Origin of the sequence: Streptomyces sp. NPDC045470, assembly GCF_040646595.1 — a bacterium.
Classification (GTDB): domain Bacteria; phylum Actinomycetota; class Actinomycetes; order Streptomycetales; family Streptomycetaceae; genus Streptomyces.
Genome location: NZ_JBEZAN010000001.1, coordinates 1,325,625 through 1,337,468 on the forward strand (window position 1 = coordinate 1,325,625; position 11,844 = coordinate 1,337,468).

At 71.6% G+C, this 11,844-nt stretch carries 13 protein-coding genes, 1 tRNA gene and 1 riboswitch; of the genes, 6 read left to right on the forward strand and 8 right to left on the reverse strand.

Annotation, left to right across the window (positions count from 1 at the left end):
- Positions 1–76: 76 nt before the first annotated feature.
- Positions 77–2,500, forward strand: coding sequence for a transglycosylase domain-containing protein (locus AB0A97_RS05650; RefSeq protein WP_361144773.1), 2,424 nt, complete (start codon positions 77–79; stop codon positions 2,498–2,500).
- Positions 2,501–2,588: 88 nt separating this feature from the next.
- Here the strand turns inward: AB0A97_RS05650 and AB0A97_RS05655 are convergent, their stop codons facing one another.
- The 3 genes from AB0A97_RS05655 to AB0A97_RS05665 all read right to left on the reverse strand — a co-directional run bounded on the left by AB0A97_RS05655 (position 2,589) and on the right by AB0A97_RS05665 (position 3,794).
- The gene (locus AB0A97_RS05655) at positions 2,589–2,909 is read right to left on the reverse strand and encodes a multidrug efflux SMR transporter (RefSeq protein WP_073761238.1); all 321 of its coding nucleotides are present in this window, start codon (positions 2,907–2,909) and stop codon (positions 2,589–2,591) included.
- Positions 2,910–2,943: 34 nt separating this feature from the next.
- Positions 2,944–3,016: riboswitch (guanidine-III (ykkC-III) riboswitch) on the reverse strand.
- 65 nt (positions 3,017–3,081) lie between these two features.
- Complete coding sequence (locus AB0A97_RS05660) at positions 3,082–3,384, reverse strand: co-chaperone GroES (RefSeq protein WP_174856576.1); 303 nt, start codon at positions 3,382–3,384, stop codon at positions 3,082–3,084.
- A gap of 89 nt (positions 3,385–3,473) precedes the next feature.
- The gene (locus AB0A97_RS05665; RefSeq protein WP_125046746.1) at positions 3,474–3,794 is read right to left on the reverse strand and encodes a DUF3618 domain-containing protein; all 321 of its coding nucleotides are present in this window, start codon (positions 3,792–3,794) and stop codon (positions 3,474–3,476) included.
- Positions 3,795–3,987: 193 nt separating this feature from the next.
- Here AB0A97_RS05665 and bcp point away from each other — a divergent pair, with 193 nt between their 5' ends.
- The gene (gene bcp, locus AB0A97_RS05670; protein WP_206502561.1) at positions 3,988–4,455 is read left to right on the forward strand and encodes a thioredoxin-dependent thiol peroxidase; all 468 of its coding nucleotides are present in this window, start codon (positions 3,988–3,990) and stop codon (positions 4,453–4,455) included.
- A 124-nt stretch (positions 4,456–4,579) separates the two neighbouring features.
- On the opposite strand, the gene AB0A97_RS05675 is transcribed toward bcp, so the two are convergent.
- Both AB0A97_RS05675 and AB0A97_RS05680 read right to left on the reverse strand, forming a co-directional pair.
- Positions 4,580–5,950, reverse strand: a complete 1,371-nt coding sequence (locus AB0A97_RS05675; protein ID WP_361144778.1) for a HAMP domain-containing sensor histidine kinase — start codon at positions 5,948–5,950, stop codon at positions 4,580–4,582.
- A complete protein-coding gene (locus tag AB0A97_RS05680) occupies positions 5,950–6,456 on the reverse strand; it encodes a hypothetical protein (protein WP_125046740.1) in 507 nt (168 codons plus the stop codon). The genes AB0A97_RS05675 and AB0A97_RS05680 overlap by 1 nt, the downstream gene beginning before the upstream one ends.
- 517 nt (positions 6,457–6,973) lie before the next feature.
- On the opposite strand from AB0A97_RS05680, the gene AB0A97_RS05685 reads away from it, so the two are divergent.
- From AB0A97_RS05685 to AB0A97_RS05700, 4 genes are all read left to right on the forward strand, one after another.
- On the forward strand, positions 6,974–8,512 hold the full coding sequence (locus tag AB0A97_RS05685) for an MFS transporter (protein ID WP_361144781.1): 1,539 nt from the start codon (positions 6,974–6,976) through the stop codon (positions 8,510–8,512).
- 168 nt (positions 8,513–8,680) lie between these two features.
- Positions 8,681–9,319 (forward strand): HNH endonuclease, encoded by a 639-nt coding sequence (locus AB0A97_RS05690; protein WP_361144784.1) that lies wholly within the window; start codon positions 8,681–8,683, stop codon positions 9,317–9,319.
- Positions 9,316–10,188, forward strand: coding sequence for an HNH endonuclease signature motif containing protein (locus AB0A97_RS05695; RefSeq protein ID WP_361144787.1), 873 nt, complete (start codon positions 9,316–9,318; stop codon positions 10,186–10,188). The genes AB0A97_RS05690 and AB0A97_RS05695 overlap by 4 nt, the downstream gene beginning before the upstream one ends.
- Positions 10,189–10,195: 7 nt before the next feature.
- Positions 10,196–10,271 (forward strand) — tRNA-Leu (locus AB0A97_RS05700).
- 96 nt (positions 10,272–10,367) lie between these two features.
- On the opposite strand, the gene rdgB is transcribed toward AB0A97_RS05700, so the two are convergent.
- From rdgB to AB0A97_RS05715, 3 genes are all read right to left on the reverse strand, one after another.
- A complete protein-coding gene (gene rdgB / locus AB0A97_RS05705; protein WP_030023741.1) occupies positions 10,368–10,970 on the reverse strand; it encodes an RdgB/HAM1 family non-canonical purine NTP pyrophosphatase in 603 nt (200 codons plus the stop codon).
- A 35-nt stretch (positions 10,971–11,005) separates the two neighbouring features.
- On the reverse strand, positions 11,006–11,431 hold the full coding sequence (locus AB0A97_RS05710) for a hypothetical protein (protein ID WP_361144791.1): 426 nt from the start codon (positions 11,429–11,431) through the stop codon (positions 11,006–11,008).
- Between the two features lie 212 nt (positions 11,432–11,643).
- Positions 11,644–11,808 carry an SCO1431 family membrane protein gene (locus AB0A97_RS05715; protein ID WP_361144794.1) on the reverse strand — a complete coding sequence of 55 codons (165 nt, stop codon included), beginning with the start codon at positions 11,806–11,808 and terminating at the stop codon, positions 11,644–11,646.
- Between the last annotated feature and the right edge of the window lie 36 nt (positions 11,809–11,844).

The window sequence follows — 11,844 nt, forward strand, 5'->3', positions numbered from 1 at the left end:
AGAACGCGAATCGCCCGACACGTCACCGATCCGCCGCGGTACAACCCTCGGCGGCGGCCGAGGAGTCCATACAGACATGAGCGACGATCCGCAGCAGGACGGCAAGGCCGGCCCCCGCGTACCGAAGTGGGCCGCACGCTCCGAGTTGCCCGCGGCCGCCGACGGGGACGGCCCCCAGGAGGGACCGGCCGCCGGCCGGAAGGCCGAGACCGGCAAGGGCCGCCCCCGGCGCACCGGCTGGCGGCGCGCCCTGCCCACCTGGCGGATGGTGCTGGGCGGCTTCCTGCTCGTCCTGCTGCTGGTCGCGGGCGGCCTCGTCGCCGGGTACATGCTCGTCCCCATCCCCGCCGCCAACCGGGCCGCCCAGGCGCAGAGCAACGTCTACCTGTACGCCGACGGCAGCCAGATCGCCCGCGACGGCAAGGTCAACCGCGAGAACGTCCCGCTGAGCCAGGTCCCGAAGACCACCCAGGAAGCCGTCCTGGCCGCCGAGGACCGCGACTTCTACTCCGAGTCCGCCGTCGACCCCGTCGCCATGCTGCGCGCCGCGTGGAACACCGTCACCGGCAAGGGCAAGCAGTCCGGCTCCACCATCACCCAGCAGTACGTGAAGAACTACTACCTCGGCCAGGAACAGACCATCACCCGCAAGGCCAAGGAGTTCTTCATCGCCATCAAGCTGGACCGCGAGCGCAGCAAGTCCGAGATCCTGGAGGGCTACCTCAACACCAGCTACTACGGCCGCAACGCGTACGGCATCCAGGCCGCGGCCCAGGCGTACTACAGCAAGAACTCCGACCAGCTCACCACCGCCGAGGGCGCCTACCTGGCCACCCTGCTCAACGCGCCCAGCGCGTACGACGTCGCCACCCACCCGCAGAACCGGCAGCGCGCTCTGGACCGCTGGAACTACGTCCTGGACGGCATGGTCAAGAAGAAGTGGATCAGCGCGTCCGAACGGGCCGGGCTGACCTTTCCCACGCCCGGGAAGGCCAAGCCGCCCACCGGCCTGTCCGGACAGCGCGGCTACCTGGTCGAAGCGATCAAGGACTACCTGACCAACAACAAGATCATCGATGATCAGACGCTCGCGGCGGGCGGCTACCGCATCACCACCACCCTCGACAAGAAACGCCAGGACGCCCTGGTCGAGGCCGTCGACAAGAAGCTGATGCGGCAGCTCGGCACGTCCACGGCCGACCGTTACGTACGAGCCGGCGGCGCCTCCATCGACCCCGCCACCGGCAACGTCGTCGCCATGTACGGCGGCATCGACTACGCCAAGCAGTACGTCAACAGCGCCACCCGCCGCGACTACCAGGTCGGCTCCATCTTCAAGCCGATCGTCTTCACCTCCGCCGTCGCCAACGGCGCCGTCACCCAGGACGGCAACAAGATCACCCCGAACACGGTCTACGACGGCACCAACAAGCGCGAGGCGGTCAGCAACGGCCGGCGCGTCGGCTTCGCCCCCGAGAACGAGGACGGCCGCTCCTACGGGCCGATCACCGTCTCCACCGCCACCGACAAGTCCGTCAACGCCGTGTACGCCCAGATGGGTGTCGACGTCGGCCCGGAGAAGGTCAAGGAGACCGCCATCGACCTCGGCATCCCCAAGGACACGCCGAGCCTCGGCTCCTCCCAGGGCGCCATCTCGCTCGGCACCGCCACCCCCAGCGTGCTGGACATGACGCAGGTGTACGCCACCCTCGCCAACCACGGCAAGCAGCGCGCGTACAGCCTCGTCGGCAAGGCCACCAAGGGCGGCGAGACCGTCGAACTGCCGGACCGCGGCGAGAAGACCGCGGTGCCCCGCAACGCCGCCGACACCACCACCTCGATCCTCCGCAGCGTCATCGAGAGCCCCGGCGGCACCGGCTCGGCGGCCCGCGCCGTCGGACGGCCCGCGGCCGGCAAGACCGGCACGGCGGAGCAGGACAAGGCCGCCTGGTTCGCGGGCTACACCCCCGACCTGGCCACCGTCGTCGGCGTCCTGGGCCAGGACCCGGACACCGGCGCCCAGAAGCCGCTGTACGGGGCGGCGGGACAGGCCCGGATCAACGGCGGCGGCTTCCCCGCCGAGATCTGGGCCGCGTACACCGAAGCCGCCCTGGACGGCACACCGGCCAAGGACTTCGACCTGGACCTGGAGGCGGGCGCGAGCCAGGCCCCCAGCCGGGCACCGAGCACGCCCGGCGAGCAGCCGAGCACCAGCGAGGCACCGCCGAGCGACACGCCGCCGCCCAGCGGCCCGACCGGCACCCCGCCGACCAGCGGCCCCGGGCCCACCACGGCCCCCGGGCCCAGCTTCCCCACCTTCCCGACCGAGGAGCCGACCACCGCCCCCACCGACGACTGGCCCACCGTGGAGCCCCCCGCCGGGGGCGTCGAGGGCGGCATCAACGGCGGCCGGGGCGGCAGCGGCGGCGGCATGGGAGGCGGATACGACGGGGGGTACGGCGGGGCGTACGGCGGGTGGGAGAACTTCCCGGGGGCGTGACGGAGACCCGCCCGGGGGCGGGCGGACGCGGGCCGTACGCGGCAGGCGCGGACCGTGCGTACGGCCCGCGCCCGCCTGGCCTCCGGCGTCAGTGGCCGGACGTCATCTTCAGCCCCACCACCGCCACCAGCAGCAAGCAGATGAAGAAGATCCGCGCGGCGGTGGCGGGCTCACCGAGCACCAGCATGCCGACGACCGCGGCGCCGGCCGCGCCGATGCCGACCCAGACGCCGTAGGCGGTGCCGATCGGCAGGGTCCGGGCGGCGTACGAGAGCAGCATCATGCTGGCGACGATGCCCGCGCCGGTGAAGACGCTGGGCCACAGCCGGGTGAACCCGTCCGTGAACTTCATGCCGATCGACCAGCCGACTTCGAGCAGACCGGCGACGGCGAGCAGAATCCATGCCATGACGGCACCTCCGTGGAAAGCGAGCTTCTACAGGGGTGCGTCGTCTTGTCGTGACCCGGTACGGCGCGTCTCGTCGGGATGTCCCCGAGCCTAGCAAAAGGCGCACAAAACGGGCGGTGACGCCGGTCACCGCCCGTCCTCGCCCCGGTGCGGCCGCACGGCCGCAGATCCGCTACAGGTACAGCCCCGTCGCGTCCTCGGCGCCCTCCAGGCGCTCCGCCGCCACCGCGTGCAGGTCGCGCTCGCGCATCAGGACGTACGCGACGCCGCGCACCTCGACCTCGGCCCGGTCCTCCGGGTCGTACAGCACCCGGTCACCGGGCTCCACGGTCCGCACGTTCTGTCCCACCGCGACCACCTCGGCCCAGGCCAGCCGGCGGCCGACCGCCGCGGTGGCGGGAATGACGATGCCGCCGGTGGAACGGCGCTCGCCCTCGGCGATGTCGGTACGGACCAGCACCCGGTCGTGCAGCATCCGGATGGGCAGCTTGTCGTGGGTGTCCTTGGCGTTATTCGGGCTCACGGCACGACCGTACCTGTCCGCGCGCCCGCACAACGCCCGCCTCAGGAACGGCGCCGCTTGGAGCCCACCACGAGCAGCCCGACCACGGCCACACCGATCATCGCCAGCGGCACCACCCGCTCCAGACGGGGCGCGCCGTCCTCCGCCACCAACTGGGCGCGGATGTCCGAGACCGCGCGGTTGGCGGCCACGTACGCCCGCCCCGCCGTACGGTCCACGGCCGCCGCCGTCTTCGCCTTCGCGTCCCCCATGATCGTCTTCGGGTGCAGCCGCACACCGATCTCGTCCAGCGTCACGGCAAGCTCCTGCCGCCTGCGGACGATGTCCTTCTCGATCTGCGCAGGGGTCCTGGCTTCCGACACCGCGCTGCCTCCGGTCGTCTCGATCCGTATCCGTGCGGACAGTCTGTCAGCACCACGGCCCCGCCGCCCCACAGCACCCCCTTTTCGAGCGGCTCAGTAACCTCGGGGCGTAGCACGAACAGGGGCGCGACCCGCTCGCGCACCCGCCTTCCCCGTACCCGCACCCCGCGTGCCGCCCACCCCAAGGAGAGCCATGAGCGAGCGACTGCAGCCCGGCGACACCGCCCCCGCCTTCACCCTCCCCGACGCGGACGGCAAGCAGGTCTCGCTCGCCGACCACAAGGGCCGCAAGGTCATCGTGTACTTCTACCCGGCCGCGCTGACCCCCGGCTGCACCAAGCAGGCGTGCGACTTCACCGACAACCTCGACTTCCTGGCCGGGCACGGCTACGACGTCATCGGCATCTCCCCCGACAAGCCGGAGAAGCTCGCGAAGTTCCGCGAGAAGGAGGAACTGTCGGTCACCCTGCTGGGCGACCCCGACAAGCAGGTCCTGGAAGCCTACGGCGCGTACGGCGAGAAGAAGCTGTACGGCAAGGTCGTGACCGGCGTCATCCGCTCCACGGTGATCGTGGACGAGGAGGGCAAGGTCGAGCGTGCCCTGTACAACGTGAAGGCCACCGGCCACGTCGCCAAGATCATCAAGGATCTGGGGCTGTAGGCGGCGGCCGACGGCGGCAGGCAGCGGCGGCGGCCGAGGGCTGACGGCAGGCAGTGAGGGACGGCCGGGACGGTACGTACGGCCGCCCTCGTCGTCTCTTCCGTCTCTCCCCTGACAGGGCGGCCTACGGGGCCGCCACCGCTCCCCGCTCCGCCGCCGGCACCCGCTCCGCCTCCCCCGGCCCGGCCGGCTCCGGCAGCTCCAGCACCGCCTCGGCGCCACCGCCCTCCGCCGTACCGAACACCAGCCGGCCGCCCAGCACCTCCGCCTGACCGGCCGCGATCGTCAGCCCCAGACCGTGCCCCGTACCGCGCTCCGGAGCCGCCGTACGGAACCGGCGCGGACCCTCCTCGCACAGCTCCGGCGGATACCCCGGCCCGTGGTCGCGCACGACGATCCGCACGCCCTCGACCCGTACCTCCACCGGCGGCGCGCCGTGCTTGGCCGCGTTCGCCAGCAGGTTGACCAGCACCCGCTCCACCCGGCGCCGGTCGGTCTCCACCACCCGCGCCGGACCCGCCACGACGATCTCGACACCCGTGAGGCCACGCACCCGCTCCGCCCGGCCCACGATCCCGCGCACCAGCGACGGCAGATCCACCGCGTCCAACTGCGCGGACTCCACGCCCGCGTCCAGCCGGGACACCTCCAGCAGGTCCTCGACCAGGTTGCGCATCGTCTGCGCCCGGTCCCGCACCAGCTCGACCGCCCGCTCGTGCGGCAGCAGCTCGGCCGCCGCGACCAGCCCCGCCACCGGCGTCCGCAGCTCGTGCGCCACGTCGGCGGTGAACTTGCGCTCCGCCTCCACCCGCGCCGCCAGCGACGTCGCCATGTGGTGCACCGAACGGCCCAGCTCCGCCACCTCGTCCCGGCCGGCCGCCGCCAGCGCGTCCGCGTCCGGCGGCTCACCCGCCGCGATCCGGCGCGCCGCGGCCGCGCTGTGCCGCAGCCGCCGCGACAGCCGCTGCGAGACGAACCACGACACACCGGCCATCAGCACCACCGTGCCGACACCCGCGATCACCAGGGCCCGGTCCAGCGCCTCCTGGGCCGGGTCGTTGTCCGGGAACGCCGCCGACACCGACAGCGTCCGCGGCTGCCCGCCGGAACCATCGTCACGGGAGTCACCGTCACGGGAGCCTCCGTCACCGGGCCCACTGTCCCCGGAACCACCGGCCCCGGAACCTCCGCCGACACCCGTCGCCGCCCACACCCGCGGATCCTCGCCCTGGCTCACATACGTACCGGACTTCCCCTCGAAGACCGCCGCCCGCAACGGGCTCGGCAACGTCGCGTCGTCCAGCTGCGCGCCCAGCGCCAGCGTGCCGTCCCGCTCGTAGATCTGCAGCGCCGAACTGAGCCGGTCGTCCTGGTACGAGCGCGCCGAACGCTCCCGCTCCGCGTCCGCGATGTGGTGCACCGCGAACCCCAGCACCACCACCGCCAGCGCCGTCACACACGAAATGGCCAGGGCGATCCGGCCTCGGATCCCCATCACGCGAGGTTGTACATCTCCGTCGAGTCACCGAGCGGCGTCGAGCCCTCGTACGTCACCTCCAGACCCGTGAAGGCCCGCGCGCCGTCCACCGTCTTCGCCGCGTACAGCCGGAACGTCGCCGGGAAACCGGCGTCCGTACCCGCCCCCGCGGCGGCCTTCTCCACCTGCACCACGCCCTTGCCCTCGGCCTCCGCCGTGCCGTACCGGTGCCAGGTGATACCGGTCGCCACCATCCCCGCGTCCGCACACGTCAACGTGATGACCTGCGGCTTGATCTCCGGCTCGCCGAACCCGCAGTCCCGTACGCCGGGCAGCCCGCCGGTCGCCTTCCCGGCCGACTTCACGTCCTGCACCGCCGATGTCTTCGGCGCCGCGTCCACCGCCGACGCGCGGTCGGCCGCCTGGCTGAACCACACACCGCCGGCCGCCAGCGCGGTGACCGCGGCGAAGGTCGCCAGGGCGGTACGCCCGCTGAACCGGCGGGCACCTTCGCGGTCGGTCATGAACTTCTCCTTCCGGGGCGGCGGCCCCGTGCCGGCACAGTACGGGCCACCCCGTCCGAACGCCGCACGCGCGCCGGCGAGTGCGCCCCCGCGCACGACGACCACGACGACCAGGCACACGTGCACGAGGTGTCCGCGGGGCGAACGGTTCGGAGCATAAGGGTGGTTTCGATACCCACACTCTCCCCTCCCCGCCACACGGGCTGATTGCCCGGACGCTTCGGTGACCACGCGGCTGTGTACCAGTTCTGTAACAGCGGTGGTCACAGGCCTGGCGAAAAGCAGCACGAAACCGGGAGGAACCGCTGCGCCGGACGGCGCAGACCACGTGACGTACATCGCGTTGTGGGGTCAGAGTGGTTTGAGTCGCGCTCCAGTGCGCAGGCGCACCTGTCGTACGACCACCTTTGTGATCACCGGCGACCGCCGACGGCCCACCCGGCCAGCAGGACGCCCCCGACCGCTGCGAAACCCTGCCGCGCATCGAGCGCGCTGACCGACCGAGAGGACTCGACTCGTGCCGACCGGCAGCACCGAAGCCGAACCCACGACCGACCGGGACCCTGCGGCGTTCAAACGCCACAGAAACCTGTTCCGCGCCGTCGCCCGCCGCCGGAACCCACGGTTGCGCCGCACCGACATCACGGTGACCGACGAGCGCGTCGTCAAACGCGCCGTGAAGGCCGCCGCGCTCGGCAACGCCATGGAATGGTTCGACTTCGGCATCTACAGCTACCTCGCGGTCACCATCGGAAAGGTGTTCTTCCCCGGCGGCAGCGACACGGTCAGCCTGCTGTCCTCCTTCGCCACCTTCGCCGTCGCCTTTCTCGTGAGGCCCATCGGCGGCGCGTTCTTCGGGCCGCTCGGCGACCGTGTCGGCCGCAAGAAGGTCCTCGCCCTCACCATGATCATGATGGCCGCGGGCACCCTGTGCATCGGCCTGATCCCCTCGTACGCCAGCATCGGTCTGTGGTCGCCCGTCCTGCTCATCCTCTTCCGCATGATCCAGGGCTTCTCCACCGGTGGTGAGTACGGCGGCGCCTCCACCTTCATCGCCGAGTACGCCCCCGACAAGAAGCGCGGCTTCTTCGGCAGCTTCCTGGAGATGGGCACCCTCGCCGGCTACACCGGCGCCGCCGGCCTGGTCCTGATCCTCAACACCACGCTCGGCTCCGAGACCATGCACGACTGGGGCTGGCGCATCCCCTTCCTCGTCGCCGGACCGCTCGGCCTCGTCGGCCTCTACCTGCGGATGAAGCTCGACGAGACCCCCGCCTTCCAGAAGCTGGAAGCCGCCCAGACCCACCACGGCGACGCCTCCGTCACCGAGACCGAGGCCGACTTCTCCCACCTCTCGGAGAACGCCCCCAAGAAGAAGCTCGGCGAGATCTTCTCGCAGCAGTGGCCGATGCTGATCCTGTGCATCGCGCTGGTCGGCGCGTACAACATCTGCCACTACATGCTGCTCTCCTACATGCCGACCTACCTGACCGACACCCTCCACTACGACGAGGCGCACGGTCTGCTGATCGTCATCGGCACCATGGTCGTCCTGATGTGCATCGTCAGCAGCGTCGGCAAACTCAACGACCGCTTCGGCCGCAAGCCCCTCCTGATGACCGGCATGCTCGGTTTCTTCCTCCTCTCCATCCCCGCCTTCCTGCTGGTCAAGCAGGGCAGCATGGCCGCGATCATCCCCGGCATGCTGATCCTCGGCCTCTCCCTGGTCTGCCTCCTCGGCACCATGTCCGCCGCGCTCCCCGCCCTCTTCCCCACCAGCGTCCGCTACGGCTCCCTCTCCATCGGCTACAACCTCGCCGTCTCCCTCTTCGGCGGCACGACCCCCCTGGTCATCACCGCCCTCATGGACGGCTTCGGCGGCAACGACATGATCCCCGCCTACTACGCCATGGGCGCCGCCCTGGTCGGCGCCATCGCCGTCGCCTGCATGAAGGAAACCGCCCGACAGCCCCTGGAGGGCTCCCCGCCCGCGGTCGCCACCAAGGAGGAGGCCGTGGAAATGGTCACGTCCCAGTCCCCGGACCCGCGCTTCTGACCCCTCCGCGGACACCGCCTCGCGGCCCTCGCCCTGACCGGGCGGGGGCCGCGGTCATCTCTTCGGGGTTTTGGGCTGTTCGGCGTAACCGGGTGGGGGGTGGGGGCGTTGGGCAGTTCGAGGGCGCTACACACGACCGATATGCGCCACCGGGGGAAAGCGGGGCCCATGGGCACGAAGTACACGCGCGATCTGCTCATCGAGGCCGCGCTCGCATCGACGTCGTACGAGGAAGCCGCTCGCCACTGCGGAAGCACGCCGACTCGGAGCGTCCGGTGTTACCTCAGCCGCAAGATGGCCGAAGAGCGCATCGACACCTCCCACTTCACCTCCAAGACCGTCCGCCACACCGCAGCAGCACTCCGCGAAGCGGTGTCCCTGTCCCACAGCACCGCCGAGGTCGTACGCCGTCTCGGCATCCCCCCGGTGGGCGGCAACCAGGCCCATATCGCCCGTCGCATCGCCGAACTGCATCTGGACACGTCCCACTTCACGGCCACGCACCCCAGGCGGCCGCCACGCCCGTTCACCGACCGGCTGGTCCTCGGGGCGCCGTCCGAGGGACGGCTGCCCGGCGACCGGCTGCGCAGAGCCTTGCTGCTGCGGGGCGTAAGGGAGCGGTGCGCGATGTGCGGCACGGGCCCGGAATGGAACGGCAAACCCTTGCGCCTGGAGGTCGATCACCGCAACGGCGACTGGTGGGACAACCGCCCGGCCAACCTGCGTCTGCTCTGCCCCAACTGCCACGCCGTCACGGACACCTACCGCGGCCGCAAACGGCGCGAGCCGAGCCGGCAGCGGCCGTGACAGCCCGTCGGCGGTACACCCGCGATCTGCTCGCCCGTACGGCCGCGGCGTCCACCGGCCCGGTGGACATGCTCCACCGCCTGGGCACGCCGCCGGGCAGCGCCACCCGTCGCTACCTGTGCCGTCGCCTGGCGCACTACGGCATCGACACCACGCACTTCGTCCGGGAGGAGCTGCCCCGGCGGCCTTCACAGACGTATGGCAGGGAACGCCTGGAGGAAGCTGCCGCACAGGCGCGAAGCATCCGCGACATCCTGGAGTACCTGGGCGTCGAGCCGTACGACAGCGCCTACAGCCACATCCGCAAGAAGCTGACCCGTTTCGGTGTCAGCACGGCACACTTCACCGGACGCGGCGCTCACGGGGAACTGCTGCCGCGCGACGACCTCATCGCTGCCGTGGCCGGTTCGAAGAGCCGGGCGGCGACGCTCCGGATGCTCGGCCGCCCCGTGAACAGCGCCTCCAGGCGACTCCTGGACCGGAGCATCACGGCCTACGGCCTGTCGACCGCGCACTTCACCGGACAGGGCCACGGACGCGGCCACCCCTCCCCGGCTCGCAGACCTGCCGACGACATCCTCCGGCGCCGTCCGGCGGGCTCCCGCCGGACGAAGACGTCCTTGCTGCGCCGTGCTCTGGACGACAAGGCAGTTCCGCGGCACTGCGGCGTCTGCGGTCTCGGCGACACCTGGCAGGGCAGACGGCTGGTCCTGGAGATCGACCACATCAACGGGGACCGGCTCGACGACCGCCTCGGCAATCTGCGGTATTTGTGCCCTTCGTGCCACAGCCAGACCTGCACGTTCGGACGGCGGACCGCCCGAACCGAAGATCGCCTGACGGCCGCGCGACCGGGCACAGTACAGTAGGCGCCGCGGGCCCGTACCCCAGCTGGCCAAGAGGGCGCCGGTTTAGGTCCGGTGTGTCGTGGGTTCGAGTCCCACCGGGCCCACAGCTATGCGGCAGCCGCCTCCTTCCCCGGAAAGAGGCGGCTGCCGCATGTGTGCGGTCGCAGGCGGGCTGCTGGACGTCGTGCCGCGGGCTGCCCTCAGCCCACCAACTCCCGAACCACCGGCACCAGCCCCCGGAACGCCTTGCCGCGATGGCTGATGGCGTTCTTCTCGTCGGCGGTCAGTTCGGCGCAGGTGCGGGTGTCGCCGAGGGGCTGAAGGATCGGGTCGTAGCCGAAGCCGCCGGTGCCGGCGGGGGTGTGGCGGAGGGTGCCTTCGAGGCGGCCCTCGACGACGCGTTCGGTGCCGTCGGGGAGGGCGAGGGCCGCGGCGCAGGCGAAGTGGGCGGCGCGGTGGCCGTCGGCGATGTCGGAGAGCTGGGCGAGGAGCAGGTCGAGGTTGGCCTGGTCGTCGCCGTGCCGGCCTGCCCAGCGGGCGGAGAAGATGCCGGGCGCGCCGCCGAGGACGTCGACGCAGAGGCCGGAGTCGTCGGCGACGGCCGGGTGGCCGGTGGCGCGGGCGAGGGCGTGGGCCTTGAGGAGGGCGTTCTCGGCGAAGGTGACGCCGGTTTCCTTGACGTCGGGGACGTCCGGGTAGGCGTCGGCGCCGACCAGTTCGACGTCGAGGTCGGCGGCGGCCAGGATGGCGCGGAGTTCGGTGACTTTGCCGGCGTTGCGGGTGGCGAGGATCAGGCGCTTCATGAGGCCCGATTATCCAGGTGCGGCGGCGGCTTCTCTCATCCCGTGGCGCAGCTCTTGGTGAGGGCGCCGGCCGCGTCGCCGAGTGCGGACAGGTCGGGGGTCCGGCCGTCGCGTACGGCGTCGTCGGCCTTGTCGAGGGCGTCGGTCAGGCTGCTGAGCGCCTTCTGGACGTCGGGGTCGTCCGTGGCTTTCTGGATCTTGCCGAGGTCCGCGTTGAGCCGGTCGATGGCGCGTTCGGCGTCCTGGGGGCTGTCGGCGGCGTTGCTCAGGTCCTGGTGGAGGGAGGCCAGGTCGTCGGCGAACGTCGTGGCGGTCTTGGCACAGCCGACGGCCTTCTCGACCGCTCCGCAGGCGGTGAGGAGCGGGACGGTCAGGGCGGCCGCCGCCAGCAGGACGGCGGTGGTGGCCGCCGGGCGGCGGTCCGCGGTGCGGCGGAGTGCGGTACGGCGGTGTAGAGCCATGGAACGGTCCTCCCCTGGGCGTGCCGTGCACAAGGGGCACGGGCGGTGCACCGGTCCTGATGCCGGTTCCGGTACCAGGGAGAACGCCGGTTGGCCGGCTTTGGTTGCCGGGGCCCGGGCGGATCCGGGGGCTCGGAGCGGGCCAAGGGGGCTCGGAGCGGACCAGGGGGCTCGGGGTGGGCCGGGGCGGTGCGGGGCGTGCGCCCCGCGTGTCACATGAGGCCGGTCTGGGTGAAGAGCATGGCCAGGACGATGACGAGGGTCCAGCCGACGAGGTGTTCCAGCAGGTCGGGGCCGTCCTTGGGCCCGCCGGTGCGGGTCCGGGAGGCGGTGGCGGGGGCGTCGGCTGCGGCGGCGGTGGCAGCGGAAGTGGACATGTGTTCCACGGTGCGCGGCGGGCCGCCGTTTTCCTA

What these genes read in the sequence shown, in the direction of transcription:
- AB0A97_RS05650 (WP_361144773.1), top strand. Translation starts at nt 77, where the DNA reads ATGAGCGACGATCCGCAGCAGGACGGCAAGGCCGGCCCCCGCGTACCG.
- AB0A97_RS05655 (WP_073761238.1), bottom strand. Translation starts at nt 2,909, where the DNA reads ATGGCATGGATTCTGCTCGCCGTCGCCGGTCTGCTCGAAGTCGGCTGG.
- AB0A97_RS05660 (WP_174856576.1), bottom strand. Translation starts at nt 3,384, where the DNA reads ATGCTGCACGACCGGGTGCTGGTCCGTACCGACATCGCCGAGGGCGAG.
- bcp (WP_206502561.1), top strand. Translation starts at nt 3,988, where the DNA reads ATGAGCGAGCGACTGCAGCCCGGCGACACCGCCCCCGCCTTCACCCTC.
- AB0A97_RS05675 (WP_361144778.1), bottom strand. Translation starts at nt 5,950, where the DNA reads ATGGGGATCCGAGGCCGGATCGCCCTGGCCATTTCGTGTGTGACGGCG.
- AB0A97_RS05680 (WP_125046740.1), bottom strand. Translation starts at nt 6,456, where the DNA reads ATGACCGACCGCGAAGGTGCCCGCCGGTTCAGCGGGCGTACCGCCCTG.
- AB0A97_RS05690 (WP_361144784.1), top strand. Translation starts at nt 8,681, where the DNA reads ATGGGCACGAAGTACACGCGCGATCTGCTCATCGAGGCCGCGCTCGCA.
- rdgB (WP_030023741.1), bottom strand. Translation starts at nt 10,970, where the DNA reads ATGAAGCGCCTGATCCTCGCCACCCGCAACGCCGGCAAAGTCACCGAA.
- AB0A97_RS05710 (WP_361144791.1), bottom strand. Translation starts at nt 11,431, where the DNA reads ATGGCTCTACACCGCCGTACCGCACTCCGCCGCACCGCGGACCGCCGC.
- AB0A97_RS05715 (WP_361144794.1), bottom strand. Translation starts at nt 11,808, where the DNA reads ATGTCCACTTCCGCTGCCACCGCCGCCGCAGCCGACGCCCCCGCCACC.